Below are 25260 nucleotides of genomic sequence, written 5' to 3'. Positions count from 1 at the left end.
CGTCAGGGCTCCTTCCGGCTCTCGCTCGGGCCGTTGCGGCCCAACCCCCTTGACGCATTCGGATTCGCGGGCTTCACTTCGGGTGAATCGTAACGCAGACCTGAATGGATATGCACCCATGGTTCTCGCACCAGTCCCCGGCGCCACGGCGCGGCTCGCCGACATCAGGCGCGAGCTGCGCGCAGCGCCATCGGCAGAGCGCGCCGCGCGCCTGAGGGAGCTGGCCTACTCGATCCGCCGCAGCGATCTGGAGATGATCAGCCGGGCCGGTCAGGGTCACATCGGCGGGGACTTCTCCGCCGCCGACATCGTCACCGTGCTGTACTTCGCGGTCCTCGACGTCCGTCCCGAGGAACCGGAGTGGGCCGAACGCGACCGGTTCGTCCTCAGCAAGGGCCATGCCGCAGGCATCCTGTACTCGACCCTGGCGCACGCCGGCTTCTTCCCCGAGGCTGAGCTGGCCACGTTCATGGAGCCGCTGTCGCCGCTCAACGGCCACCCCAACCGGCGCAAGGTGCCCGGGGTGGAGACCAACACCGGGCCGCTGGGACACGGCTTCCCGGTCGCCGTGGGTATGGCGATCGCCGCCAAGCTGGACGGTTCCGACCGACGCACCTTCGTACTCACAGGTGATGGTGAGTTGCAGGAAGGAAGCAACTGGGAGGCGGCTATGAGCGCGTCCCAGCAGCGCCTCGGCCGGCTGACCGTGATCGTCGACCGCAACCGCTTCCAGCAAGGCGCCGCCACCGAGGAGACTTCGGGCCTGGACCCGCTGGACGCCAAGTGGGCTTCCTTCGGCTTCGACGTCCGCGCCGTCGACGGCCACGACTACGAGGCACTCCACCAGGCCCTGGTCGAGGAGCGCTCCCTCGACGACCGCCCGCTGTGCCTGATCGCCGACACGATCAAGGGCAAGGGCGTGTCCTTCATCGAGGACCGCGTCGAGTGGCACCACAAGGTGCCGACCGCCGAACAGACCGCCGCCGCCTTCGAGGAGTTGACCGCCCGATGAGCACCACCACTGCCGCAGCCGCGAGCACCGCCAAGGCCGTAGCCGCCGAGCTGCACGACTGCCGCAAGGCGTTCGCCGAGACGCTGATCGAGCTCGCGGAGGCCGACCCGCGCACGGTGGCCGTCTGCAACGACTCCGTCGGCTCCTCCAACCTCAAGGAGTTCCAGCAGCGCTTCCCGGACCGGCTGGTCAACGTCGGCATCGCCGAGCAGCTGATGGTCGGCGCGGGCGCCGGCCTCGCGAACGGTGGCCGTATCCCGTTCGTCTGTGCGGCGGCCCCCTTCCTCACCGGCCGCGCCCTGGAACAGATCAAGGCGGACGTCGCCTACTCGCGCACCAACGTCAAGCTGTGCGCCATGAGCCCCGGCTTCGCCTACGGTCAGCTCGGCCCGACCCACCACGGTGTCGAGGACTTCGCCTGGATGCGTACGCTGCCCGAGATGGTCGTCCTGGCACCGGCCGATCCGGCTGAGACGCGTGAGGCGCTGCGCTGGGCCCACCAGTATGAGGGTCCTGTCTACCTGCGTATCGGCCGCACCAAGGTGCCGGACCTGGCCCCGCACGTCCCCTTCGATGCAGGCCGCGCAGCGGTTCTGCGCGACGGCGGCGACGTTACGCTGATCGGTGTGGGCACAACGGTCTCTGCCGCGTTGGCCGCCTCCGCGAAGCTGGCCGCCGAGGGGATCGACGCGCGCGTCCTCAACTTCTCCACCGTCAAGCCACTGGACGAGGAGGCGCTGCTCGCGGCAGCCGCCGAGACCGGCCGCATCATCACCGTCGAGGAGGCCAACGTCCACGGCGGGCTCGGCAGCGCCGTCGCGGAGTTCCTCGCCACCCGTAACCCCATGCCGATGAAACTGCTCGGCGTGCGCGACGAGTTCACCCCGACCGGCAGCCCGGCCTTCCTGTCCGAGTACTTCGGCATCGACGCCGAGGCCGTCGTCCGCGCCGCGCGCGAGTTGACGGGCACCGGGCAGGGAGCGGCGGCATGAGTGTCGTGGGCAGAGGCGCTGCCGTGGGCAGAGGCGCCGTCCTCGCCCTCGACCAGGGCACCAGCGGGACCAAGGGGCTGCTCGTCACGGAGGACGGACGGGTGGTCGCCACCGCGCACCGGCCGCTGACCCAGCAGTACCCCCAGCCCGGATGGGTCGAGCAGGACCCGGCCGTCCTGTGGCGCAGCGTCACCGGGGTGGCCGAGGAACTGGCCGCCCAGGCCGGTACCGCGGGCACGCACATCGTCGGCCTGGGGCTGAGCCTCCAACGTGAGGCCGTCCTGGTCTGGGACCCGGACACCGGCGCCGCGCTGTCGCCGCTCGTGAGCTGGCAGGACCGGCGTACCGCCGAGCGGTGCGCCAAGCTGGCCGCCTCGGCCGAGGGCGGACTGATCAGCGGCCGCACCGGCCTGCCGGTGGACCCGATGTTCTCCGCGACCAAGGCCGAGTGGCTGCTCGACCGGCTCGACCCGAACCGTGAGAGATCGGCCGCCGGGCGGCTGCGCGTCGGCACGGTCGACGCCTGGCTGCTGCACCGGCTCACCGGTGGCGCCACCGACGCCACCGAGACCGGCTGCGCCTCCCGCACCCAGCTCGTGCGCCTGGCCAACGCCGACTGGGACCCGGACTTGCTCGACCTGTTCCGCATTCCCCGTACGGCACTCCCCCGTATCGCAGCCTCGGACGGTGCGGGCCAGGAGCTGGGCCACACCCGGAACGTACCGGGCGTCGCGGACGGGCTGCCCATCGCGGCGGTGCTCGGGGACTCGCACGCCGCGCTCTTCGCGCAGAGCCACGGCCGCCCGGGCGTGGTGAAGGCCACGTACGGCACCGGCGCCTCGCTGATGGTCCTCAACCCCGAGGGGCGCCGGCCCGCCGAAGGCATCGCCGCCACCCTGGCGTGGCGGCGCACCCGGGACGCCGGTGCCGCCCACGCCCTGGAGGCGAACATAGCCTCCGCGGGCACGGCGATCCGCTGGGCCGCCCAGTTGCTCGGCACTGACTCGGCCGGCATCGCCGCTCTGGCCGTCGATGCACGGGAGGCCGCCGAGGTGTACCTGGTCCCGGCGTTCTCCGGACTGGGCGCCCCGTACTGGGACCGCGGCGCCCGTGCGCTGCTGGTCGGCATGGACTTCGACACCGGCCCCGCCGAAGTGGCGCGTGCCGCGGTCGAGTCGATGGCCTTCCAGGTGGCCGACACGCTCTCCCGTTTCGACACCGTCCTCGGTGGCCCGGTCTCCGAGCTGCGCACGGACGGCGGTCCGACGGGCAACGACCGCCTTATGACGCTCCAGGCCGAGCTGATCGGCCGACCAGTACTTCGGGCGGGCCGGCCGGAGGTGTCCGCCCTGGGTGTCGCGTATCTGGCCGGCACGGCGCTCGGCATCTGGGACGACGCCGACCTGCCCGCGCTCACCCCGCAGGGCACCCGCTTCACCTCGCACGAGGACGACGCCTGGCGCGACCGCCGCATGGCCGGATGGCACGACGCGGTCGCCTGCGCCCGTGGGAAAAGGACCTGACACCGGCCGGGACCTGTAGGCCCACCCACGAATCGCGATCCCACCCGCCGCCCGCGCGTGCCGAGGTCAACGCCGGCCAGGCACCCGCGCCCGTTCTCCCTCGCCCGCTCCACCACTGTCGAAAGAGCCGCATCATGACCTTCACCCCCGAGGCGTTCTCCCTCAAAGACAAGGCCGCGTTCATCACCGGCGCGGGCAGCGGCATCGGCCGGGCCATCGCGCTGGGCTTCGCCGCCTGCGGCGCCGACGTCGCCTGCTTCGACCGTGACGCCGAGGCCGCCCAGGCCACCGCCGACCAGATCGTCGCGGCGCGTGGCAGGGCTGTGGGCGTCGGTGGAGACGTCACGTCCCCCGAGTCCCTGGCCGAGGCAGTCCGCACCGCCGTCGAATCGGTCGGCCCGATCCGTACCGCGGTCAACTGCGCGGGGGTGGCCGGCGCCACCGCCGCAGAGGACATGTCCGCCGAGGACTTCCGCCGTGTCGTCGACATCAACCTCACCGGTGTGTTCCTCAGTGCCCAGGCCGAGGCCCGGGTGATGCTCGCCCACGGCGGCGGGTCGATCATCAACATCGCCTCCATGTCCGGGACCATCGCCAACCGCGGACTGCTGCAGGCCCACTACAACGCCTCCAAGGCCGGCGTCATGCACCTCACCAAGAGCTTGGCCACGGAGTGGGCCGACCGTGGAATCCGGGTCAACTCGATCAGCCCGGGCTACACCCTCACGCCGATGAACAAGCGGCCCGAGGTGGCCGAGCGTCTCAAGGCGTACGCCGCCGACACCCCGCTCGGCCGCATCGCCGAGGTCGAGGAGATGGTGGGCCCCGCGGTCTTCCTCGCCTCCGACGCCGCGTCCTTCGTCACCGGCTCCGACCTGATCGTCGACGGCGGCTACGTCTGCTGGTGAGTGCCCGGCGCAGCAAGCCCATCAGCGTGCTCCAGGGGCCGCGGCCGACCGCGGCCCCCGCGCTTTTCCCCCTTATCCTGCGCTTTCACCACCTGCATGTCGCACGAGCCCGCGGACTGTGCATGGTCCCCTCCCCCACCCGTACGACCGCCGCTTCGCACGACCAGCACTGGACCGCCCGCCTGGCATACCGCGCGCCCTTCCTCAAGAGCCCGGCCGACCCCGATACCGCGTCGACGCGGCCCCGACCGAGGCGGTGCCCGACGATCAGGCCATCAAGGCCGCTGCCGTCTCCTGATCGGTCACCAGCACGTCCACCAGGCCGCCCGCCACGGCCGCCCGAATCGCCTTGTGCTTGCGGCTGCCGCCTGCCACCCCCATCTTCCGGCGGGCGGCAGCGAGCTGCTCACGCGTGATTCCGACGACCCGGGAGTCCAGCTCGGACTCGACCGGCCGGCCCTGAGCGTCGTAGAACCGCAGGCACACGTCGCCCACCGCGCCCTGCTTCTCCAGCTCGGCGCGCTCCTCGTCGGAGAAGGCGTTGCCGCTGCGGGCGAGCGTGCTTGACGGGGTGATCTCTCCGATGCCCACCAGCGCCACGTCCAGATCACCCAGCTCGCCCAGCGCCGCCGACACGAACGGGTCCGCGCGCAGCGCCTGCGCGCTTTCCGCCGACCCGGCCACACCGGGCGCCTGCAGATAGACGGCCTCGCCGTTCACCAACTGCGCCAGCTGCCCGGTCATCCGCGAGGCGTGGCCCGCCGCGGCGGGGTCCCCGATGCCGCCCACCGCCTGCACGATGCGTACGTCCTTCAGCCCGGGAACCGGCTGCATCGCCTGCACCGTGGCGAGCAGACTGGCGCTCCATGACGAGATGCCCACGGTGTCGTCCGAACGCAACGTCGTCTGAAGGTAGTAGGCGGCGGCCGCACCGAGATCGCCGAGCATGGTGCGCTCGTTGTCCGGAGCGGTGTCGACGACCAGAGCGAGCTTCAGGCCATAGCGGTCCTGCAGACCGTCTTCCAGGTCCGGGTGGGTGCCGGACGGCGGCGTCACAGTGATCCGCACGATTCCCCGGTCCTGCGCCTTCTTGAGCAGCCGCGAGACCTTCGCCTGCGACAGATCCAGCCGCGCCGCGATCTCCGGCTGGCGTATGCCCTGAAGGTGATACAGCCGGGCCACGTGCGTCATCATCCGCAGTTCCTCGCCGACGATCGCCACGGGACACCTCTTCTGTCGTCCTTAAGTCATCTCACGCTGCGTTACCCACGCTTGCCAGCGCCTGCTTCAACAGCCCTGCATAGATATTCGCACAGGCCGAGTCGGACTCTGTTGGGCGCAGAGCGAACGCCCGCTCGGCGACTGTGAGCAGGTGAGCAGGCGGCTCACACCGGTCGGTGTCGTCGGCTGTGGCGGGGCACTCGACGGCGCCGTCAGGCGCGGACGCCGCGACACCGGTACGGGGCCGGGTCTCGACCGCGGGGGCCAGTAAGGCTGCGCAGGCCACGCAGGCGAGGACGACGAGCATGGCGGGGCGCAGGCCGATGTGGTCGCCGAGGAAGCCGAGACCCGGTGGTCCGACGAGGAAGGCGACGTAGCCGATAACGGCGACCAGACTGACCCGAGCCGTTTCGTCGGGACCGGATTCCCCGGCGGCGGAGAGCGCGAGAGGGAAGCCGAGCGCGGCGCCCAGCCCCCACAACGGCACGGCGGCGCCGGCGAGGACGGGGTTGTCCGAGGCGATCACGAGAAGCAGGCCGACCGCACCCGCGGCGGCGCTGGCGCGTACGACGGCTGTGCGGCCGAAGCGGTTGAGGAAGAACGTGCCGGTGAAGCGGCCCAGTGTCATCGCGGCGGCGAATCCGGCGTAGACGAGGGAGCCCGAGGTGGCGTCCATGCCGTGTCCGTCGACCATGAGCAGCGGCAGCCAGTCGTTGGCCGAGCCCTCGGCCAACGCCATGGCCAGCACGATCGCGCCGATGAGGAGGAGCCTTCCGTCCTTCCACACCGCCGGGTGCCGTACACCGCGGCCGTCTTCCCGCCACGCCTCGGGGGCGGCGCGGCCGGTGCCCGCCGGGATGCCGCGCATCGCGTAGAGGAGAAGACCGGCGGCCGGCAGGACGACCGCCGCGAGGTGCCAGTGCACCGGCACCCCGGCCGCCGTCGCCGCCATGCCCGCACCGGCGCCGCAGACCGTGCCCAGGCTGAAGAAGCCGTGCAACGCGGGCAGGGTGGTCACACCGCTGATGCGCTCGACGCCCGTGCCGTCGACGTTCACGGCCACGTCGCCGACGCCCATGCCCGCACCGAAGGCGCACAGGCCCGCTGTCACCGCCAGTACCGACGCCGCGGCACTTCCGGCGGAGATCGTGACGACACCGGCGATGAGCAGCCATGTCCCCCAGGTGATGACAGGCCGCGTCCCGAACCTGGACACCAACCGCCCCGAGCAGATGATCCCCAGCATCGAACCGAGCGACAGCCCGAACAGCACCAGCCCCATCTGCGCGGTGGACACGTCCAGCTCGTCCCGGATCGCGGGCGTGCGCGTCACCCACGACGACATCGCGATCCCGGCCAGCAGGAACATCAGGAACAGCGACTGACGGCGCCGACGCACGGCCTGGTCCATGAGAAAGCTTCTCCGTGCGAGCGGGGACGGATGACAGTCCGGGCATCGGCGCCCACCCGGAGCGGACCAATCTACATACCCGCACCAGGAGGAGAAAGCGCTTGCGAACCAACCCTCTCGTCGCACCGCTCCAACGGTCAGCCGATCTCAAGCACGATCTTGCCGCGGACCCGTCCGGTCTGGCTGAGGCGGAAGGCTTCGGCGGCCTCTGACAAGGGCAGCACGCGGTCGATGTGGACGGTGAGGCCGCCGGCGTCCGCGAGGCTCGCCAGTGCGGCGAGCTCCGAGGGATCGGGCTGGGTCCATACCTGGTGTCCGCCGCGCCGAGCCACGTCGGGGTCGACGATCGAGGCGACCCGGGAGGGGTCCTTCAGCAGTTCCTGTGAGACAGCCACGGCGTCACCACCCACGCAGTCCACGGCCGCGTCCACACCTTCGGGAGCCAGCTCCCGCACGCGCTCGGCCAGGCCATCGCCGTAGACGACGGGTTCGGCGCCCAGGGAGCGCAGGAACTCGTGGTTGCGTTCACCGGCCGTACCGATGACCCGGGCGCCCCTGGCCACAGCGATCTGCACCGCCACGGAACCGACACCGCCGGCCGCGGCGTGCACCAGGACCGTCTCCTCCGACCGGGCACCCACCCGGGACAGCGACTGCAGCGCGGTGAGCCCTACGAGCGGGAGGCCGGCCGCCTGGTGCCAGGTCAGCGACGCGGGCTTGCGCGCGAGGGTGTGCACGGGCGCGGCGACGAGCTCCGCGTAGGTGCCGTGCCGCACCTGCTCCGTCCGGACGTAGCCGAAGACCTCGTCGCCGACGGAGAACTCCGTGACGCCCGGGCCGACCGCCTCGATCACGCCCGCGACGTCGAAGCCCGGCACCAGCGGAAGGCTGACCTCCAGGATCGAGTTGAGGTGGCCGGCGACGACGTGCCAGTCGACCGGATTGACCCCTGCGGCCTTCACCCGTATCAGCACCGATCCGGCACCGGACTCGGGCTTGTCGATCTCCATGAGTTCCAGGGCCTCGGGGCCGCCGTAACGACGGGCGACAACCGCTCGCATACGCCTCTCACCATTCCTCTTGATCCATGACGCCCGGGGCTCGGGCACGCCAGTTACGCTAGGACCTCACATTGGTGTCAGGGGCAAGGCCCATGTCGAAGGTCACAAACTGGAGGGCGACATGCGGATCGGGGAGCTGGCGTCACGTTCCGGGGTCAGCGTCCGCTCCTTGCGTTACTACGAGGAGCAGGGTTTGCTCACCAGCACCCGCAGTGCCAGCGGGCAGCGGCACTACACGGACACCGACGTGGAGCGGGTCGAATTCGTCCAGCGGTTGTTCGCCGCCGGGCTGTCCAGCCGTACGATCGCGGAACTGCTGCCGTGCGTCGATGCCCCCAGTGAGAGCAACTCCGACGCCGCGCTGGAGCGAATGGCGCAGGAGCACGACCGGTTGACCCAGCACGTCGCTGACCTCGTACGCACCCGGGACGCGCTCGACGCGCTGATGACCAGTGCCCGAGCCCACCGCGAGGCGCTGCGGGCGACAGCGGCCGGCTGACCCGCGGAGCCGGATGTGCCGTCGGGCCTCAGAGGCCCGCGCCGGGACCGCCCAGTCGTTGCGGGGCAGCTGCCGCCACCCGCGCTTCGATCCTGTGCACCGCGTCCTGCAGGTCATTCAGGTGACGACGTGCCACTTCCTGCGCGGACATGACCGTCCTGCGCCAGGTCACGTTGACGCACCCCAGCACCTCCCCTTCCACACGGATCGGAACGGCGATCGAATTGCGGCCGTCGAAGTCGTACTCCGGCGCGCGCACGCTGTACCCGCGTGACCGAGTGGTCGCCAGCAGACGACGCAGCCACCCGGGGTCGTGGGCATACGCGTTGCCGGGGGCATCGTGTTCGCGAATGCGGCGCAGGACCGCTTCCCGCTCCCGCTCGGGGCAGAAGGCGATGTAGGCCCGGCCCGAGGCCCCGAGCAGCATGTGCGAGCGGAAGCCGATGGGAGCGACGGGGACGACCTCGTCGAAGTAGGCCTTCGGACTGTTCGTGTCGATCGTCTCCATGTAGTCCAGGCGCGGCACGGTCAGCACGGAGGGCCACATCACGCGTTCGCACAGCTCTTCCAGGACCTGCGACGCCAGCTCGCCGAGCCACTCGGCGTCGTCGTGCGGGGCGCGCTGTGGTCTGAGGCTCGCGATGAACGCCCCGTCGGCGAGCCTCTGCCACACCAGATCCTGCTGGTTGCAGGTGTGAAGGATCCGGAGCAGCGTGGCCTTGGGGATGCCGGTTACCTGGTGCAGATCGTGGAGGCTTGCGGCACGCATCTCCTGAAGGACCCGCAGCACCTGCAGCCCGCGCTCCAAGGAGCTGATCGTTTTCACCTGGTAGTTCCGCATGGAACCTGCTCTCACCTGCGGAGATGCCAAACCGATTTCACTGCGTGAAAAGTTAGCAGGCGATGGTTGCCTGGGCTATGGCCTGTCGTGGACTGTTCGTTCCGTGACGCAAGGAGGCGACATGGCCGTCGAGGCAGCAGTGAGCTCACCGGTCCCTGACTCGAAGCCCGGCACAGCCGACGAGCCCGTGATGGTGGCCGAAGGCGAGCTGCTGTGGACGCCCGGCCCGCAGCGGGTTGCCGAGGCGAATTTGACGGGCTTCATGGACTGGCTGGTCCGCGAGCGCGGGCAGCGGTTCGACGATTACGACGAGCTGTGGCGCTGGTCCGTCACCGACCTGGAGGGTTTCTGGGGCGCGCTGTGGGACTACTTCGGCATCCGGTCCGTGACGCCGTACTCCGCGGTGCTCGGCAGCCGGGACATGCCGGGCGCGCAGTGGTTCCCCGGGGCCCGGCTGAACTATGCCGAGCATGTTCTGCGCCACGAACGCCCCGGGACCGACGCCTTGCTGTTCTGCTCGGAGGGCGCTGCTCCGGCCGGGTTGCCGTGGGAGGATCTCGCGGGCCAGGTACGCATCCTGGCGACCCGGCTTCGTTCGCTCGGGGTACGTCCTGGCGACCGCGTATGCGGCTATCTGCCGAACGTGCCGCAAGCCGCGATCGCGATGCTCGCGACGACGGCCGTGGGCGCGGTGTGGGCGAGCGCCTCCCCGGACTTCGGGTCGCGAGGCGTGGTCGACCGGCTCGGCCAGCTGCGTCCTAAGGTCCTGTTCTGCGTCGACGGCTACCGCTACGGCGGGAAGACCTTCGACCGTCGGGAGGAGGCCCGCCTCATCGCCGAGGCCCTGCCGGGCCTGGAGCACGTCATCCACCTGCCCGGCCCCGGCGACGGGAACACCCGGCCGGTCGTCGACGGTGGCTTGCTGTGGGAGGAGGTTTTCGACCACCCGCCCGTGTCGGCCGAAGATTTCGCGTACGAGCACGTTCCCTTCGACCACCCGCTATGGGTGCTCTTCTCGTCCGGTACGACAGGGCTGCCCAAAGCGATCGTGCACGGCCACGGCGGGATCCTACTGGAGCAGCTGAAGCTGCAGACCTTCCACATGGACCTGCGCGAGGGCGACCGGCCGCTGTTCTTCACCACCACCGGCTGGATGATGTGGAACTTCCTGATCAGCTCCCTGCTGGTCGGGGCCTGCCCAGTGCTGTACGACGGGAACCCGGCTCATCCGGAGCCGGACGTGCTGTGGCGGATCGCGCAGGACGCCGGGACCACCTTCTTCGGCGCCAGTCCGGCCTATGTCGACCTCATGAGCAAGTCCGGCATCGTGCCCGGTGAGCGGTACGACCTGTCGGCCCTGCGCACGGTCATGCCGGCCGGTTCACCGGTGTCGCCGCAGTGCACCGCGTGGTTCTACCGCAACGTCAAGGCGGATCTGTGGGTCACCACCGGCAGCGGCGGCACCGACTGCTGCACCGGCTTCGTCGGCGGGGTGCCCACGCTCCCCGTGTACGCCGGTGAGATGCAGGCACGGTCTCTCGGTGTCGCGGCGTACGCGTATGGCGAGAACGGCCGCGAAATCGTCGACGGGGTCGGCGAGTTGGTCATCATCGAGCCCATGCCGTCCATGCCGGTGACGTTCTGGGGCCCGAACGGCGACGAACGGTACCGCCGCTCCTACTTCGAGGACTTCCCCGGTGTCTGGCGGCACGGCGACTTCTTCAAGGTCAACATGCGCGGTGGCTGCTTCGTGCTGGGCCGGTCCGACGCCACGCTCAACCGGCAGGGTGTGCGTATCGGCACCGCGGAGATCTACCGCGTGGTCGAAGCCCTGGACCAGGTCGCCGCGGCCTTGGTCGTCAGTCTCGACCTGCCGGACGAGAAGTTCTTCATGCCGCTGTTCGTCGCCCTCGAGGAGGGCGTGACCCTCGACGCCGGGATCGAGAACACGATCCGCGCCCGGCTGCGCCGGGAGTACAGCCCCCGGCACGTACCGGACAGGATCATCCAGGTCCCGGCCGTCCCGACCACCCTCACCGGCAAGAAACTCGAAGTACCGGCGCGCAGGATCCTGCTCGGCACACCCGTCGAACAGGCGGCCGACCGCAGCACGGTGGCCGATCCCCGCGCACTCGACGCCCTCGCCCGGTACGCCCGTACCCAGCGCGATTACCCCCTGACCGCTGCCGCCACCACCGCAATCTGAGCCGCACCCTTGGAGAGCACCGTGAACGATGCCAGACCCGTCTCTTCCTTCCCGCTTCCCTCAGAGCTCACCGACGTCGCCGGCGCCGAGAACTGGGCGTCGATGTACCCCTACTACACCCGGTTCCAGCCCGAGGACGACCAGCGGTTCTGGTTCTACAACGCGATGCACTTCCCCGAGCCAATGCCCGCGTTCGACGCCGTCACGGCGGAGACGCCCTACACCGCCCTCGGCGCCAACACGGCACGCATGTTCGTCTTCCCCACCACGCTCGGCATCGAGCACCGCATCGTCAACGGCCGGGTCTACATCACCGCCAACCCGGTCACCGACCCCGCGGAGATCCAGCGCAGGCTCGCCCTGTTCAGCGAGCGGGCGGGCCACTACTACGAGAACTGGGACGAGCTCTACCAGGGCTGGGTCACCCGCATCACCGGCCTGATCGACGAGGTGCAGCGGATCGAGGTGCCACGGCTGCCCGAGTTCGAGGACGCGGACGTGATCTTCCAGGCGAAGGGCGTGGCACAAAACCACTACCTGCGCGAAAACTACCACCGGCTCATGGACCTGTACTCCAAGATGTGGCACCACCACTCGGAGTTCCTGATGCTGGGGTACGGCGCCTACGTCGTGTTCTTCGAGTTCTGCAAGACGTCGTTTCCCGAGATCCCCGACCAGGACGTGGCCCGGATGGTCGCGGGGATCGACGTGATCCTCTATCGTCCCGACGACGAGCTGAAGAAGCTGGCGAAGCTTGCCGTCGAGTACGGCGTCGACGATCTGTTCGTCGAGGGCTGCGACCCGGACAAGGTACTGGCCGCACTCGCAGCCCGCGGGGACGACGGCCGGAGGTGGCTGACGGCCCTGGACGACGCGCGGGAGCCGTGGTTCAACATGTCGACCGGCGCCGGTTTCTATCATCACCACCGCAGCTGGAACGACGACCTCACGGTGCCGTTCGCGGCGTTGCCCCGCTACGTCGACCAGGCACGGCGCGGCGAACTGCTCGACCGCCCCACGGAACAGCTCAGGGCGGAGCGCGAACGCATCGCCCAGGAATACCGCTCCCTGCTGTCCGGCGAGGACGAGCAGGCGGCCTTCGACCAGATGCTCGGCCTGGCCAGAGCCGTGTTCCCGTTCATCGAGGACCACAACTTCTACTGCGAGCACTACTTCACCACGAAGTTCTACGGGAAGGTCCGCGAGTTCGGTGAGCTGCTGCGCGACCAGGGTGTCCTTGCCGACGCCGAGGACGTCTTCCAACTGAGCCACACCGAGGTCGGCCAGGCCCTGACCGATGTGATGCTCGCCTGGGCGGCAGGCACCAAGCCCGTCGGGTCGACCCGGGTCCAGGACACGGTCACCGAGCGGAGGCGGATGTTGGAGACCCTCGCGGGCTGGTCCCCGCCGCCGGCATTGGGCCCCGTCCCCGAGGCGCTGAACGACCCGGCGGTGCGCATGCTGTGGGGCATCACCGCGGAGACCATCCAGGCCTGGTCGACACCGGCAGTGGCGGGCGATCACGAGGTGCGCGGGTTCGCCGCCTCGCCGGGCGTGGTCGAGGGCACCGCCCGGGTGTTGTTGAGTGCCAACGACATCGGCCAGGTACGCGAGGGCGAGGTGTTGGTCTGCCCGGTGACGGCACCCAGCTGGGGCCCGGTCTTCGGGAAGATCGCGGCCGCCGTCTCGGACATCGGCGGCACCATGTCGCACGCGGCGATCGTGGCCCGCGAGTACGGGCTACCCGCCGTTGTCGGCACCGGTCACGCCACCAAGCGGATCACCACCGGCCAGCGGCTGCGCGTGGACGGCGACCGCGGCATCGTCACCATCCTCGACTGAGCGTGGAGAGCACCACTATGAACACCTCGCCATACGTCCGCCGGTTCGCAGAACTCCGGCTGGCAGACCGGCCCACCGTCGGCGGCAAGGGCGCCAGCCTCGGCGAACTCACCTTCGCCGGCGCGCCCGTACCGCCCGGCTACGTCGTGACCACCGCGGCCTTCGAGGCCTTCCTCACCGCCCTCGACCCGGACGGCGAGATCCGCACCGCGATCGAGGCGCTGGACGCCCAGGACACCGAGACGATCGCCCGCGCGACCGCACCCGTCAGGGAGCGCATCGAAGCGGCCGAACTGCCGGAGGGGGTGGCAGCGGCGATCCGCGGTCACTACCGGGACTTGGACAGCGAGTCCGACGCCCCGGGCGAGCCCGCTCCCGTCGCCGTACGGTCGAGTGCGACCAGCGAGGACGCGGCGGACGCCAGCTTCGCCGGACTGCAGGACACCTACCTGTGGGTGCGCGGCGAAGACTCCCTCATCGAGCACGTCCGTCGCTGCTGGGCCAGCCTCTACACGGTGGAGTCGGTCAGCTACCGGCGCCGGCTGGGGCTGCCCGAGCACGACCTCGCCATGGCCGTCGTCGTCCAGCGCATGATCGACCCGCGCTGCGCCGGCGTCATGTTCACCCGCAGCCCGCTCACCGGGGACCGCTCCGTCGTGGCCCTGGAAGGCTCCTGGGGTTTGGGGTCTGCCCTCGTCGGCGGTGACGTGACACCCGACAAGTACGTCGTCAGCAAGGTCACCGCAGACATCTGTTCCCGTACGGTCTCCGAGAAGCTGCGGCAGCACCGGATGGACCCGAGCGGGTCCGGGGTGCTGGAGGAGGACGTACCCGAGTACCTCCGGAGCGAGCCCTGCCTGTCCGACGAGGAGATCCACGAGCTCGTGCGGATCGGCCGACAGGTCGAGTCCCATTACGGGACCCCGCAGGACATCGAGTGGGCGATCTCCCGCAACCTCGTCCCCGGCCACAACATCTTCCTGCTCCAGAGCCGCCCCGAGACAGTCTGGTCGAACCGCGAGAAGACTCCGGTGGCCGCGCCGAAGGCCAGGGCATTCGACCACGTGCTGTCGCTGCTCGGCGGCGCGGGCGCCGGCGGGGGCACCTCGTGAGCATCACCGGCGAGGACGTCCAGGACATCCTGCGGATCATCGATGACATGGAGGTCGATCGGCTCCATGTGCGCACCGGCCGGTTCGAGCTGTCGCTGCGCCGTGGCGACGACGGTGAGTGGACGCAGTCCGCCCGAACCACCGCCCAGCCGGTACTGGTCGACGACCGTGCGGCGCGGGAGCAGCCGGCGCCTGGCGGGGCCACTCCGGCGGACCGGGCGGCACCCGCCCGCGAGGGCCTGACCGAGGTGCGCACACCGTTGCCCGGCGCCTTCTACCGCGCGCCGAAACCAGGCGCGCCGCCCTTCGTGGAGATCGGGGACGAGGTCACCGAGACCACGGTGGTCGGGATCGTCGAGACGATGAAGCTGATGAACTCCGTGTACGCGGGGGCGGCCGGAACGGTGGCGGACATCCGCCTGGGCGACGGTGACTTCACCGAGCAGGGCACGGTGCTGATGTTCATCGACACTCAGGCCGGAGGGACGGCGTCGTGATCCTGCGGCGTGTCCTGATCGCCAACCGGGGCGAGATCGCCCTGCGCATCCTGCGTACGTGCAGGCGGCTCGGTATCGAGGCCGTGCTCGCCGCGTCCGACGCCGATCTCGCCTCCGTACCGGCCAGACTGGCCGACCGGGTGGTCCGCCTCGGCCCTCCCCCGCCCTCGGCCAGCTACCTGGACGTGGACGCCGTGCTCGCGGCGGCCAGGACCGCGGACGTCGACGCCGTCCACCCCGGCTACGGCTTCCTCTCCGAGAACCAGCGGCTGGCCCGGGCCTGTGCCGAGGCGGGCATCGTGTTCATCGGTCCCACCGTGAAGCAACTCGCCGCCGTCGGCGACAAGTTGGAAGCCCGTCGGCACGCCGTCGCGGCCGGGTTGCCGGTGGTGCCCGGCGGACCGCTGGAAGACACCGCTGACGCGGCGCGACTCGCCGCGGAGATCGGCTTCCCCCTCCTGATCAAGGCGGTGGGCGGTGGTGGCGGCCGGGGCATGAAACAGGTACACGATCCGGCGGCCCTGGCCGCCACCATCGACCTGGCGGTGGCCGAGGCGGGAGCCGCATTCGGCGACCCCCGCGTCTACCTGGAACGCTTCGTCGCGACGGGGCGCCATGTGGAAGTCCAGCTCATCGCGGACGGCGAGAACGTCGTCCACCTCGGCACCCGGGACTGTTCCGTGCAGCGCCGCTACCAGAAGCTCATCGAGGAGGCACCCGCGCCCGCTCTCGACCCGGCGCTGCGCGAGGAGATGCACCGCGCCGCGGTGGCTCTCGGCAGGCATCTGGCGTACCGGGGCCTGGGCACGGTCGAGTTCCTCGTCGACGTCGACCGGGGCACCTTCTACTTCCTGGAGATGAACGCCCGCATCCAGGTCGAGCACCCGGTCACCGAGGCCATCACCGGACTGGATCTCGTAGCCGAACAACTCGCAGTGGCCGAAGGTCGACCGCTCTCCTTCGGTCAGGCAGACGTCACGTTCTCCGGTCACGCCATCGAGTGCCGTATCAACGCCGAGGACTGGGCACGGGACTTCCAGCCAAGTCCTGGCACCGTGACCGAGGCGCTCTGGCCACTCGGCGAGGGCATTCGGATCGACACCCACCTCCAGGCGGGCGCCACCGTGCCGCCCTACTACGACTCTCTGCTCGCGAAGCTGATCGTCCACGGCCAGGACCGCGCCGAGGCCCTGGTCCGGTTGCGCGGCGCCCTCACCCGATGCGCGATCGACGGGGTCAACACCAACGTGCCCATGCACCAAGCGGTGTTGGACGACGCGGAGTTCGCCCAGGGCGGCGTGGACACCGCCTGGTTCACGCGGTTCCTGCGGGACCACTCGGCAACCGGACAAGTGACGGTAGGTGGTACCCATGGCTGACATCCGGCTCGTCGACGTGTCGCTGCGCGACGGCAACCAGAGCCTGTGGGGCGCCACCGGACTGGACACGGGCAAGATCCTCCAGATCGCCCCGGTCCTGGACCGAGTGGGTTTTAGGGCCCTCGACTACACCTCCAGCACCCACATGGGCATGGCAGTGCGCACCCACCGCCAGGATCCCTGGGAACGCATCCGGCTCACGCACCGCGCCATGCCCAACACCCCTTTGCAGTTCATCGGCACCGGGCTGCGCTTCATCTCCTGGGAGGTCGCCCATCCCGAGTTCATGCAGCTGGTCTACGACCGACTGGTGGCAGGCGGCGTCACCCGGTTCGTCGTACTCGACCCCATGCATGACATGGACGCGGTACGCGAGTCCGCGCGGATGATCCGTGCGGCCGGGGCCACCGAGATCGTCGGAGCGCTGACCTACACCGTCAGCGACGTGCACGACGACGCCCACTACGGATCGCTCGCCTCCCAGATGGCTGTCTGCCCGGACATCGACCGCGTCTACATCAAGGACCCAGGCGGACTGCTGACGACGGAACGCGCCTCCACTCTGATCCCGGCCGTCCTGGGCAATCTCGCCGGCAAACCGCTGGAACTGCACTCCCACTGCACCATCGGCCTGCCAGGCCTGACCTACCTCAAGGCCGCCGACCTGGGAGTGCACGCGCTCCAAGTGGCCTGCGGAGCCCTGGCCGGCGGGACATCACTCCCCAACGCCCAGCAGGTCGTGGCGAATCTGCGCGAGTTCGGCCACACCGTGGACATCGACGACCGGCTGCTCGGCGTGGTGGCGGACTACTTCCACGCCATGGCGGCGGCCGAGGGACTCCCCGTCGGTGGACCCCGGGACTTCGACGCCGCGTTCATGCGCCACCAAGTGGCAGGCGGCGTGATGACCACGCTCCACCGCCAGCTCGACGAACTGGGCTTCAGCAACCGCTTCGACGCGGTCATCGAGGAAGTGACCCGAGTCCGCGCCGAACTCGGCTACCCCATCATGGTCACCCCCTTCCCGCAGATGGTCTGCACCCAGGCGCTGTACAACGTCATCGGCACCGAACGCTACGAGAACGTCTCCGACCAGGTGATCCGCTACGTGCTGGGCAGCTTCGGCAAGCCCACCGCCCCCGTGGACCCGGACATCTGCGACCGCATCCTCAACCGTCCACGGGCCAAGGAACTCACCGAAGAACCGCCCCCGCCCACGGTCACCGAACTGCGGCGGCGGTTCCCGCGCGGCATCAGCGACGAAGAGCTGCTCCTACGCGCCACCATGCCCGCCGAGCAGGTGGACGCCATGGTGGCCGCAGGCCCGGCCCCGCAGCACTACAACCCCCAGGTCAAACCCGTACTCGACCTGCTCCACGGCCTGCGGACCCGCCCGGCGACACCCGAACTCATCCTGGACAGACCCGACTTCCGACTGGAGCTGCACCGTGACCGCCGATCCGACTGACGAGGCCGCCGCTGCCGTGACCGACCGTCTGCGCGCCATCCGCGGGATCGTCTTCGACCTGGACGGCACCCTCGTCCTGGGCGATCGACGCAACCACGGGCTCACACCCCTCCCCGGAGCCCTGGAACTCACCGCCGCCCTCACCGCCCGTGGACTTCCCTGGCTCACCTTCACCAACGGCACCACCCGCACCCCCGAGGCGTACGCACAGACGCTGCGCCGGATCGGCTTCGACCTGCCCGACACCGCCATGCTCAGCCCCGCCACCAGCGCCGTCGACCACTTCCTGGCCATGGGACACCGAAGGGTGCTGGTGCTCGGCGGCGACGGCCTCAAGGAGCCGCTGCGCCAGGCCGGATTCGAGATCGTCGCGTCCAAGGGCAAGCCGGACGCCGACGCCGTACTGGTCGGCTGGTACCGCGAGTTCACCATGGACGACCTTGAGGCGGCCTGCCATGCCGTCTTCGGCGGAGCCACCCTGTACAGCTGCTCGCAGTCGGTGTTCTTCGCCAGCGCCGAGGGCAGAGCCCTGGGCACATCCCGTGCCATCTGCGCCATGATCAGCAGTGTCACGGGCGTCACCGAACAGATCGTGGGCAAACCCTCGATGATCGGCCTGCGATGTGCCGCGCGGCGGCTGCGCGCCGCGCCGCAGGACCTCGCCGTCGTCGGAGACGACCCGGAACTGGAGATGGCGATGGCCCGTCACGCCGGCGCCCTCGCCATCGCGGTGGCCACCGGCATCCACGCCGCGGACCGCTTCACCTCGCTTCCGCTAGCGAGGAGACCGCATCTCACCCTCGACGGTGTCGGCGGGCTCCTCAACCTCCTGCCTGCGGCCGCTTGACCATACGAACATCGGCGAACACCGCAGGGGGGAAAGGTCTGACGGGCCACCTCGGCAGTGCTGGCCCAGCTGTGCCGGGCATGCGATTCTCGATGAAGGCGAAGACCTGCCCCGTCAGTGCCTCGTCGCCGGGACTGGACACGGCGCTCATCATCTGCATGGCGCCGAACACTGCCTCGACGACGGCCGGGGCATCGTCGGACAGGAAGCCCAGCACGGCTATCAGCAACAGAACCTCACCACGCGCTACAAGCCGAGCACGCGGGTGGACATCAACCGGATCGTCGAGCGCGTGGACCCGGACAGCTGGGACGAGCGCAACAGCATGGAGCTCAACGACATGCCCCGTGTCCTGGGCAAGCCGGGAGTTCCGGTGATGAGCATGCACACGATCGACGACTGGCTCGTGCCGCTGTCCATGCAGCAGACCTACACCAAGAGGGTGGCCGCCAACGGCCAGTCCGGCCTGCTCGTCAACCGTGGGCTACGGTCCGCCACGCACTGCGGCTTCTCCGACGCCGAGCTGAGCAAGGCGTGGAAGGACCTCACCAGCTGGGTGGAGCGAAAGAAGGTCGCGTCCTTGACGTTCGGCTGCCGCTTCATCGACCCCGAGGCACCCGCAACGCCCACCAGCGAATCACGGAAACTCTTCCCCGCCTGCCTCAAGTAGCGTACCCATGACGGGAGTTGATGCTCGCCGCCTCAGCCGCACAGGCGCGCAACGGTCACACCCGTCATAGCGACCGCCTGGCCCTCGCCGGACTGACGTCCGCCACGGCGGCGCATACCGTCGAGGGGGGCAGCCGATCCGGGCCACCGCGCCGGGGCCGCTCGACTCACCTGCCCCCGACGGCGAACACGACTGGCTCGCCCCTGACCGTCCGGCCCGGTACGAGAGCGTCCAGTCGACGGTGCGGGTGCCGATGCACGACGGCACCCGCCTCGCGTCGGCTGTCTCCCTGCGGGACCCCCTGCTGCGCGCCTTCATGAGCAACTGGCTGCAGGCCGGCAGAGACGCTCTGGCACAGCACTTCGACCCCACTGCCCGCGCACTGGACGCCCTCGTCGAGAGCTTCGCTCTGCACAACCACTTCGACCCCGCCCCCACCAGCCGTGCCGACATCACCGCGATCGTGCGGACCGCCGCGGGACGCCACAAGGACCCGGGGCCGCGTCAGTGAGACGTGGCGCGCCGACGGCATCCGCCATCTGCCTCGCGTGGCAGCCGAGTGTCTTCGCAGGCACGAGCAGCGACGTACGATGACGAGCGCTCGGTATACCGACCCGACAAATGCGGACTCTGCTGCTCGATCTGCGCCCCGACCCTCAGGCCGTACGCAACCGGCCCACCTTCTCCACTATCGGTGGGCCGGGCACGCCTTGGCCGAGCTACGAGGGCGATCCGCTGGAGCGCTCCGCCGACGACTCCAGCCGCGTATAGGCGTGGACGCGACTTTCCAGCCCCTGCGGGTTGGGGCCGTAGACGGCGATCATGCGGGCGTACTCCGGCGCCCAGTAGCGACCGACGCTCCCGGCCGGAACCCGGACCACGTCGCCCGTGACAGCCTCGAGGGTCTCTCCGTCACACGCGACGAACAGGTGCCCTTCCAGGACGTAGTTGAACTCGTCGTGCGGATGCTCGTCCGTCCATGACTCTCCCCGCAGTTCCCACTCGATGAGGGCGACGCCCGGTCGGCTGCCCTCGCCCGGCGGCACGAAGACGTGGCCTTTGGGCCATCCCTCCTCCCGGCGAACGAGGGGGCTGGAGAGGTATTTCTGCGGCGCCATCGTCTGTCCCTTCCCCATGGCGTGCGTACGGAGACATCAGTCCTTCGGGAGTTCCAGCAGAGCCAGAGTCGCGGTGTTCGCCTTCTCGACCAGCACCGCGAGTGACCGCGGCTTGCCGTCCCACGTGACCCAGCGATTCGCGCCCTCAAGGATGGTCATGACGAGCTTGACCTGCTGAACCGATGGCCCGAAGCCCATGTCCTCGGCCGCAGCACGATAAAGCGCTTCGTACAGGTCGACCCAGGCGTCGACTTCCTCGCGGAGCACTGACGGGAGGAAGTGCACGACCTGGTCGGTCGCCACCAGCAGGTCCCAAAGGTCGCTTTCGGGAAGCTGGATCTGTCGGGTCAGGTGGACGTGCACCATCCGGTGCCAGCCCTCCTTGGGGTCAAAGACCCCACGCACTTCCTCGAGTACGGCGATGCCGAACTTGTAGAAGTGCCAGCGGAGGGACTCGGCGACGATCTCGTCGCGACCGTCAGGGAAGTGGTTGTACAGGCTCGGGGCCTTGATGGCCATCTCCTTGGCAATCATGCGCATGGAGACGGAGTTGAACCCGTTCTCGGTGGCCAGCCGGAGGAACGCCTCGAGGATGGCTCGCCGGGACTTGCTCTGGTGACTCCAGTCGAGCTCGCTCAGATGCTTGTCGAACTCCTCGACAGCGCGGGGCCACCGTTCCTCGGTCACGACCACTCCTTTGCCGACGTCTGAGACCCGAAGGCACGGGACATCGAAAACTACCTTACGTTAGTCAGTGTCCGTCTCATCGCGCTTCACCGCGTCTCAGCTGGGGTGTCGTCCCGGCCCCACGGCAGTAGCCAAACTACCTTACGTTAGTTAGCCTGCGGTATGCCCAGACAAGCACAGGCTGCATCCGACGCATCCGGCGAAGGCTCCTCCACGGCCTCTCGTGATGATCTCGCCGCCGCTCTTCGCGGGGCGGGAGTCGAGTTCGACGACTCGTCGCTGACGCGAGCTCTGTACTCCTCCGACGCGAGCCTCTACCGCGTTGTCCCGTCCGCGGTCGTGAGGGCGCGGAACGTCGAGGACGTGATCGCGGCTCATGAGGTGGCGCGTGAGATGCGGATTCCGGTCACGATGCGCGGTGCCGGCACGAGCATCGCCGGCAACGCGATCGGAAGCGGCATCGTCATCGACACCCGTCGGTTCGGCCGAGTACTCGAGATCGACCCGGTCGCGCGTACGGCGCGCGTGGAACCGGGCGCTGTGCATGCGGATCTGCAGCGCGCGGCAGCGCCTTACGGACTGCGGTTCGGACCGGACCCGTCTTCGCACAGTCGCTGCACGATCGGCGGGATGATCGGCAACAACGCCTGCGGGTCACGGGCGCTGGGCTACGGGCGGACGGTGGACAACGTCGAGTCGCTGCGCGTGCTCTACGGGAACGGCGAGCTGGCCCGGGAGCAGGACGGCCGGCCCAGCGGCGTCACCGGAGCGCGGCTGGCGACCGTCGGGGACGCGAACCTGGCCCATCTGCGCACTGAATTCGGCCGCTTCGGCCGCCAGATCAGCGGCTACAGCCTGGAACACCTGCTGCCCGAGCGGCGCCGCATCGACCGGTTCCTCGTCGGCAGCGAGGGGACTCTGGCAACTGTCCTCGAAGCGACCGTACGGCTGGTCGACGACAGAGTCGAACGCAGGATGCTGGTGCTCGGGTACCCGACGATGGCCGACGCGGCCGACGCCGTGCCGACGCTGCTCGCTGCGGCGCCGGGTCGTCTCATCGCCTGCGAGGGCATGGACTCGCGCATCGTCGGCCTGGTGCGCGAAAAAGGTTCGCCGGTCCCCGACCTTCCCAGGGGAAGCGGTTGGCTGTTCGCGGAGGTGGCGGGAGAGGGCGCGATGGATTCGGTACGGCGGCTCGTCGCCGCCGGTGCCGCACTGGACACCAGGCTGGTCGACGACCCGCGTGAGGCGGCCGCGCTGTGGCGTATCCGTGAGGACGGCGCCGGGCTCGCGGGACGGTCACTGCCGACGCCGGCATACGGGGGCTGGGAGGACGCGGCCGTCCCGCCGGAACACCTCGGTGCGTGGCTGCGCGACTTCGAGGAGCTGTTGCGGGCGCACGACCTTCGGGGCATTCCGTACGGGCACTTCGGCGACGGCTGCATCCACTGCCGCATCGACTTCCCCTTCCGACCCGGCGACCCCGCTTCGACCGGAGTCTTCCGCGACTTCATGACCGCGTGCGCGACCCGGCTGCGTGACTACCGCGGCACGCTGTCGGGAGAGCACGGTGACGGCCGGGTCCGCGGTGAGCTGTTGCCGCTGATGTACGACGAGGAGTCCCTCGCCCTCTTCCGGCAGGTCAAGGCCGTATGCGACCCCGACGACCTCCTGAACCCGGGCATCATCGCCGACCCTGTTCCGATCACCGAAGATCTGCGGCCGGTGCGCCCGCGGGAGCCGGTGCGTGCGGGTCTGCGGCTGCTGCACGACGCGGGAGACCTCGGTGACGCAGTGCATCGTTGCACGGGCGTCGGAAAGTGCGTGGCGCCGAGGACCGCAGGGGTGATGTGCCCGTCCTATCTAGCCACGAGGGACGAGCGCGACTCGACCCGCGGCCGCGCCCGCGTGCTGCAGGAGGCGCTCGACGGTGGCTTGCTGCGCGGTGGTCTGCAGGACCCGGCCGTGGCCGAGGCGCTCGACCTGTGCCTCGCGTGCAAGGGCTGCTCGAGCGACTGTCCCAGCGGCGTCGACATGGCCACCTACAAATCCGAGGTGCTGCACCAGCGACACGACATCGCCGGGGTGCGGCGACCGCGGTCCCACGTCTTCCTCGGACAGCTCCCGAAGTGGGCGCGTCTCACCGCGCCGCTGGCACCGCTGGCCAACCTGCTCCTGCGCGTCGGGCCGCTCGCCGGCCTGGCCAAATGGGTCGCCGGTATCGACCACCGGCGATCCGTGCCGAAGTTCGCCTCCCCGACTCTGAGGAAGGCGACGGACTCCTCCGGTACGGAGGATTCGCCGGCCGACGTGTGGATCTGGGCCGACTCCTTCACCGACCACTTCTTCCCGGAGTCCGGCCTGGCGGCGATCCGGTTCCTGGAGTCCCGGGGCCTCACGGTCCGCGTCGTCCGGGAGGACGCCTGCTGTGGCTTGACCTGGATCACGACCGGCCAGCTAGACCAGGCGCGGGTCCTGGTCGGCCGGACGATGCGGACGCTCGCGCCCTACGTCCGCAGTGGAATCCCGGTCATGGCGCTGGAGCCGTCCTGTCTCGCGTCGCTGCGCAGCGACGCGCGGGAGCTGTGCGACACCGAGGAGGCGGACGTGGTGGCGTCGGGTGTGCTGAGCTTCGCCGAGCTCGTCGAGCGTCTCGACCTGTCTCTTCCTGACCTGACCGGCGTGGAGGTGGTGGCGCAGCCTCACTGCCACCACAGCGCGGTCATCGGCTGGGACACCGACCAGCGTCTGCTGGAGAGGGCCGGTGCGACCGTCACCAAGGTGCAGGGATGCTGCGGCCTGGCTGGCAACTTCGGTGTGGAGAAGGGGCACTACGAGGTCAGCGTCGCTGTCGCCGAGACGCACCTTCTGCCCACGGTGCGGACGCACTCCGATGCGGTGTTCCTCGCGGACGGCATGTCCTGCCGCGTGCAGCTCGACGACCTGGCCGACGTACCGGCCCAGCATCTGGCCGAGCTGTTCGCGTCCCGCGCCTGAGGCCTGGCAAAACGTCTGCGGAACCGGGCCGGGGCTCGGTTCCGCAGACGTGAAGAGTGCAGATCAGTGGATCTGGTTGCTCAGGGTCCCGACCTTCTCCAGGACGACCTCGACCTTGTCGCCGGGGCGCAGCCACATGGGCGGATTCCGCTTCGCGCCGATGCCCTCGGGGGTACCGGTGGCGATGACATCGCCGGGGCTGAGGGTGAGGAACTGGCTGACGTAGGAGATGATCTTGGCGACGGAGAAGATCATGTACTTGGTGTTGGAGCCTTGGACCCGGGTGCCATTGACGAATGTCTCGATGTCCAGGGCCTGTGGGTTGCCGATCTCCTCCAGGGTCACGATGGCTGGTCCGAACGGCGTCGCCCGGTCAACAGCCTTGCCCGCGAGCCACTGTGTGCCGCGGTACTGGAGATCCCGGGCGGTGATGTCGTTGAGAACGGACAGTCCGGCCACGTACGACAGAGCGTCGCTCTCGTCCACGCGGCTGCACGCCTTGCCGATGACGACGGCGAGTTCTCCCTCGAAGTCCAGGTTGTCGGTCACGTCGGACCGGTCGATGGCGTCGTAGGGGCCGATGAGGCTGCTGGCGAACTTGGCGAACAGGTCGGGGTGGCTCGGCATGGCGCGACCGGTCTCGCCGACGTGGTCGGAGTAGTTCAGGCCGACGCAGAGGACCTTGAGCGGGTCGGTGACCGGCGGGCCGAGGCGCACCGTGGCGACGTCGCCGACGGGCTCGATGGCCCCGCCGTCGAGAACCGGGTCGAGGGCCGCGGCGATCGAGGGCAACCGGCTGCCGTGCGCCTGGAGGAACGCACGGGTCGACGGCAGGTCGGCGGAGGCCGCAAGGCCGGCCGCGCGCAGCGCGGTGTTGAGACCGAACACGTGGTCGCCGTGCAGGAGGCCCGGCTGCCAGCCGGCACCGGAATGGTAGGAAACAAGCTTCACGTCATGTCCTTCGTCGTA

At 69.7% G+C, this 25260-nt stretch carries 23 protein-coding genes; 15 read left to right on the top strand and 8 right to left on the bottom strand.

All coding sequences use genetic code 11. The annotated features are described in order from the left end of the window. The first annotated feature begins 118 nt into the window (after positions 1-118). The 4 genes from JIX55_RS49290 to JIX55_RS49275 all read left to right on the top strand — a co-directional run bounded on the left by JIX55_RS49290 (position 119) and on the right by JIX55_RS49275 (position 4435). On the top strand, positions 119-1012 hold the full coding sequence (locus JIX55_RS49290; protein ID WP_257561372.1) for a transketolase: 894 nt from the start codon (positions 119-121) through the stop codon (positions 1010-1012). Continuing rightward, positions 1009-2004 carry a transketolase family protein gene (locus JIX55_RS49285; protein WP_257561373.1) on the top strand — a complete coding sequence of 332 codons (996 nt, stop codon included), beginning with the start codon at positions 1009-1011 and terminating at the stop codon, positions 2002-2004. The genes JIX55_RS49290 and JIX55_RS49285 overlap by 4 nt, the downstream gene beginning before the upstream one ends. After that, complete coding sequence (locus JIX55_RS49280) at positions 2001-3527, top strand: FGGY-family carbohydrate kinase (protein ID WP_257561374.1); 1527 nt, start codon at positions 2001-2003, stop codon at positions 3525-3527. Before JIX55_RS49285 ends, JIX55_RS49280 begins: the two co-directional genes overlap by 4 nt. A gap of 134 nt (positions 3528-3661) precedes the next feature. Further along, entirely contained in the window at positions 3662-4435 is a 774-nt protein-coding gene (locus tag JIX55_RS49275; protein ID WP_257561375.1) for an SDR family oxidoreductase, read from the top strand. Positions 4436-4702: 267 nt separating this feature from the next. Here JIX55_RS49275 and JIX55_RS49270 read toward each other — a convergent pair whose 3' ends face one another. From JIX55_RS49270 to JIX55_RS49260, 3 genes are all read right to left on the bottom strand, one after another. Next, positions 4703-5656, bottom strand: a complete 954-nt coding sequence (locus JIX55_RS49270; protein WP_257561376.1) for a sugar-binding transcriptional regulator — start codon at positions 5654-5656, stop codon at positions 4703-4705. A gap of 31 nt (positions 5657-5687) precedes the next feature. Beyond that, positions 5688-7067 (bottom strand): MFS transporter, encoded by a 1380-nt coding sequence (locus tag JIX55_RS49265; protein ID WP_257561378.1) that lies wholly within the window; start codon positions 7065-7067, stop codon positions 5688-5690. A 137-nt stretch (positions 7068-7204) separates the two neighbouring features. Further along, on the bottom strand, positions 7205-8128 hold the full coding sequence (locus JIX55_RS49260) for an NADP-dependent oxidoreductase (protein ID WP_257561379.1): 924 nt from the start codon (positions 8126-8128) through the stop codon (positions 7205-7207). 121 nt (positions 8129-8249) lie between these two features. Here JIX55_RS49260 and JIX55_RS49255 point away from each other — a divergent pair, with 121 nt between their 5' ends. Beyond that, positions 8250-8627, top strand: coding sequence for a MerR family transcriptional regulator (locus JIX55_RS49255; RefSeq protein WP_257561380.1), 378 nt, complete (start codon positions 8250-8252; stop codon positions 8625-8627). A 28-nt stretch (positions 8628-8655) separates the two neighbouring features. Here the strand turns inward: JIX55_RS49255 and JIX55_RS49250 are convergent, their stop codons facing one another. Continuing rightward, positions 8656-9468: an IclR family transcriptional regulator domain-containing protein gene (locus JIX55_RS49250; RefSeq protein WP_257561381.1), complete on the bottom strand. Its 813-nt coding sequence runs from the start codon at positions 9466-9468 to the stop codon at positions 8656-8658. Between the two features lie 121 nt (positions 9469-9589). On the opposite strand from JIX55_RS49250, the gene JIX55_RS49245 reads away from it, so the two are divergent. The 7 genes from JIX55_RS49245 to JIX55_RS49215 are packed head-to-tail and all read left to right on the top strand — an operon-like array spanning position 9590 to position 18819. Next, the gene (locus tag JIX55_RS49245) at positions 9590-11674 is read left to right on the top strand and encodes an acetoacetate--CoA ligase (RefSeq protein WP_257561382.1); all 2085 of its coding nucleotides are present in this window, start codon (positions 9590-9592) and stop codon (positions 11672-11674) included. Positions 11675-11695: 21 nt separating this feature from the next. Beyond that, positions 11696-13516 carry a PEP-utilizing enzyme gene (locus JIX55_RS49240; RefSeq protein WP_257561383.1) on the top strand — a complete coding sequence of 607 codons (1821 nt, stop codon included), beginning with the start codon at positions 11696-11698 and terminating at the stop codon, positions 13514-13516. A 17-nt stretch (positions 13517-13533) separates the two neighbouring features. Continuing rightward, positions 13534-14628, top strand: a complete 1095-nt coding sequence (locus tag JIX55_RS49235; protein WP_257561384.1) for a PEP/pyruvate-binding domain-containing protein — start codon at positions 13534-13536, stop codon at positions 14626-14628. After that, a complete protein-coding gene (locus JIX55_RS49230; RefSeq protein WP_257561385.1) occupies positions 14625-15125 on the top strand; it encodes an acetyl-CoA carboxylase biotin carboxyl carrier protein in 501 nt (166 codons plus the stop codon). The genes JIX55_RS49235 and JIX55_RS49230 overlap by 4 nt, the downstream gene beginning before the upstream one ends. Continuing rightward, positions 15122-16504: an acetyl-CoA carboxylase biotin carboxylase subunit gene (locus tag JIX55_RS49225; RefSeq protein ID WP_257561386.1), complete on the top strand. Its 1383-nt coding sequence runs from the start codon at positions 15122-15124 to the stop codon at positions 16502-16504. Before JIX55_RS49230 ends, JIX55_RS49225 begins: the two co-directional genes overlap by 4 nt. Further along, positions 16497-17972: a biotin carboxyl carrier protein gene (locus tag JIX55_RS49220; RefSeq protein WP_257561387.1), complete on the top strand. Its 1476-nt coding sequence runs from the start codon at positions 16497-16499 to the stop codon at positions 17970-17972. The genes JIX55_RS49225 and JIX55_RS49220 overlap by 8 nt, the downstream gene beginning before the upstream one ends. Next, positions 17953-18819, top strand: a complete 867-nt coding sequence (locus tag JIX55_RS49215; RefSeq protein ID WP_257561388.1) for an HAD-IIA family hydrolase — start codon at positions 17953-17955, stop codon at positions 18817-18819. Before JIX55_RS49220 ends, JIX55_RS49215 begins: the two co-directional genes overlap by 20 nt. Here JIX55_RS49215 and JIX55_RS49210 read toward each other — a convergent pair. Continuing rightward, a complete protein-coding gene (locus tag JIX55_RS49210; RefSeq protein WP_257561389.1) occupies positions 18794-19048 on the bottom strand; it encodes a hypothetical protein in 255 nt (84 codons plus the stop codon). The genes JIX55_RS49215 and JIX55_RS49210 overlap by 26 nt on opposite strands. A 36-nt stretch (positions 19049-19084) precedes the next feature. Here JIX55_RS49210 and JIX55_RS49205 point away from each other — a divergent pair, with 36 nt between their 5' ends. Together JIX55_RS49205 and JIX55_RS49200 are read left to right on the top strand one after the other, a co-directional pair. Further along, positions 19085-19489, top strand: a complete 405-nt coding sequence (locus JIX55_RS49205) for a hypothetical protein (RefSeq protein WP_257561391.1) — start codon at positions 19085-19087, stop codon at positions 19487-19489. A 253-nt stretch (positions 19490-19742) separates the two neighbouring features. Further along, complete coding sequence (locus tag JIX55_RS49200) at positions 19743-20000, top strand: hypothetical protein (RefSeq protein WP_257561392.1); 258 nt, start codon at positions 19743-19745, stop codon at positions 19998-20000. A gap of 208 nt (positions 20001-20208) precedes the next feature. Here the strand turns inward: JIX55_RS49200 and JIX55_RS49195 are convergent, their stop codons facing one another. Further along, the gene (locus tag JIX55_RS49195) at positions 20209-20607 is read right to left on the bottom strand and encodes a cupin domain-containing protein (RefSeq protein WP_257561393.1); all 399 of its coding nucleotides are present in this window, start codon (positions 20605-20607) and stop codon (positions 20209-20211) included. A 36-nt stretch (positions 20608-20643) separates the two neighbouring features. Beyond that, positions 20644-21294: a TetR/AcrR family transcriptional regulator gene (locus JIX55_RS49190; RefSeq protein WP_257561394.1), complete on the bottom strand. Its 651-nt coding sequence runs from the start codon at positions 21292-21294 to the stop codon at positions 20644-20646. Between the two features lie 339 nt (positions 21295-21633). Here JIX55_RS49190 and JIX55_RS49185 point away from each other — a divergent pair, with 339 nt between their 5' ends. Further along, positions 21634-24291 (top strand): FAD-binding and (Fe-S)-binding domain-containing protein, encoded by a 2658-nt coding sequence (locus JIX55_RS49185; RefSeq protein WP_306819967.1) that lies wholly within the window; start codon positions 21634-21636, stop codon positions 24289-24291. A 63-nt stretch (positions 24292-24354) separates the two neighbouring features. On the opposite strand, the gene JIX55_RS49180 is transcribed toward JIX55_RS49185, so the two are convergent. Continuing rightward, positions 24355-25242 carry a fumarylacetoacetate hydrolase family protein gene (locus JIX55_RS49180; protein WP_257561396.1) on the bottom strand — a complete coding sequence of 296 codons (888 nt, stop codon included), beginning with the start codon at positions 25240-25242 and terminating at the stop codon, positions 24355-24357. Positions 25243-25260 lie beyond the last annotated feature (18 nt).

This window comes from Streptomyces sp. DSM 40750, from assembly GCF_024612035.1.
GTDB lineage: Bacteria > Actinomycetota > Actinomycetes > Streptomycetales > Streptomycetaceae > Streptomyces.
Note: the sequence above shows the minus strand (reverse complement) of the source record. Positions and strands in the feature narration are given on the sequence as shown.

Coding starts and splice junctions, on each gene's coding strand:
- JIX55_RS49220 (WP_257561387.1), top strand. CDS start 16,497: ATGGCTGACATCCGGCTCGTCGACGTGTCGCTGCGCGACGGCAACCAG.
- JIX55_RS49285 (WP_257561373.1), top strand. CDS start 1,009: ATGAGCACCACCACTGCCGCAGCCGCGAGCACCGCCAAGGCCGTAGCC.
- JIX55_RS49290 (WP_257561372.1), top strand. CDS start 119: ATGGTTCTCGCACCAGTCCCCGGCGCCACGGCGCGGCTCGCCGACATC.
- JIX55_RS49245 (WP_257561382.1), top strand. CDS start 9,590: ATGGCCGTCGAGGCAGCAGTGAGCTCACCGGTCCCTGACTCGAAGCCC.
- JIX55_RS49200 (WP_257561392.1), top strand. CDS start 19,743: ATGCACGACGGCACCCGCCTCGCGTCGGCTGTCTCCCTGCGGGACCCC.
- JIX55_RS49265 (WP_257561378.1), bottom strand. CDS start 7,067: ATGGACCAGGCCGTGCGTCGGCGCCGTCAGTCGCTGTTCCTGATGTTC.
- JIX55_RS49195 (WP_257561393.1), bottom strand. CDS start 20,607: ATGGCGCCGCAGAAATACCTCTCCAGCCCCCTCGTTCGCCGGGAGGAG.
- JIX55_RS49255 (WP_257561380.1), top strand. CDS start 8,250: ATGCGGATCGGGGAGCTGGCGTCACGTTCCGGGGTCAGCGTCCGCTCC.
- JIX55_RS49235 (WP_257561384.1), top strand. CDS start 13,534: ATGAACACCTCGCCATACGTCCGCCGGTTCGCAGAACTCCGGCTGGCA.
- JIX55_RS49275 (WP_257561375.1), top strand. CDS start 3,662: ATGACCTTCACCCCCGAGGCGTTCTCCCTCAAAGACAAGGCCGCGTTC.
- JIX55_RS49260 (WP_257561379.1), bottom strand. CDS start 8,128: ATGCGAGCGGTTGTCGCCCGTCGTTACGGCGGCCCCGAGGCCCTGGAA.
- JIX55_RS49280 (WP_257561374.1), top strand. CDS start 2,001: ATGAGTGTCGTGGGCAGAGGCGCTGCCGTGGGCAGAGGCGCCGTCCTC.
- JIX55_RS49250 (WP_257561381.1), bottom strand. CDS start 9,468: ATGCGGAACTACCAGGTGAAAACGATCAGCTCCTTGGAGCGCGGGCTG.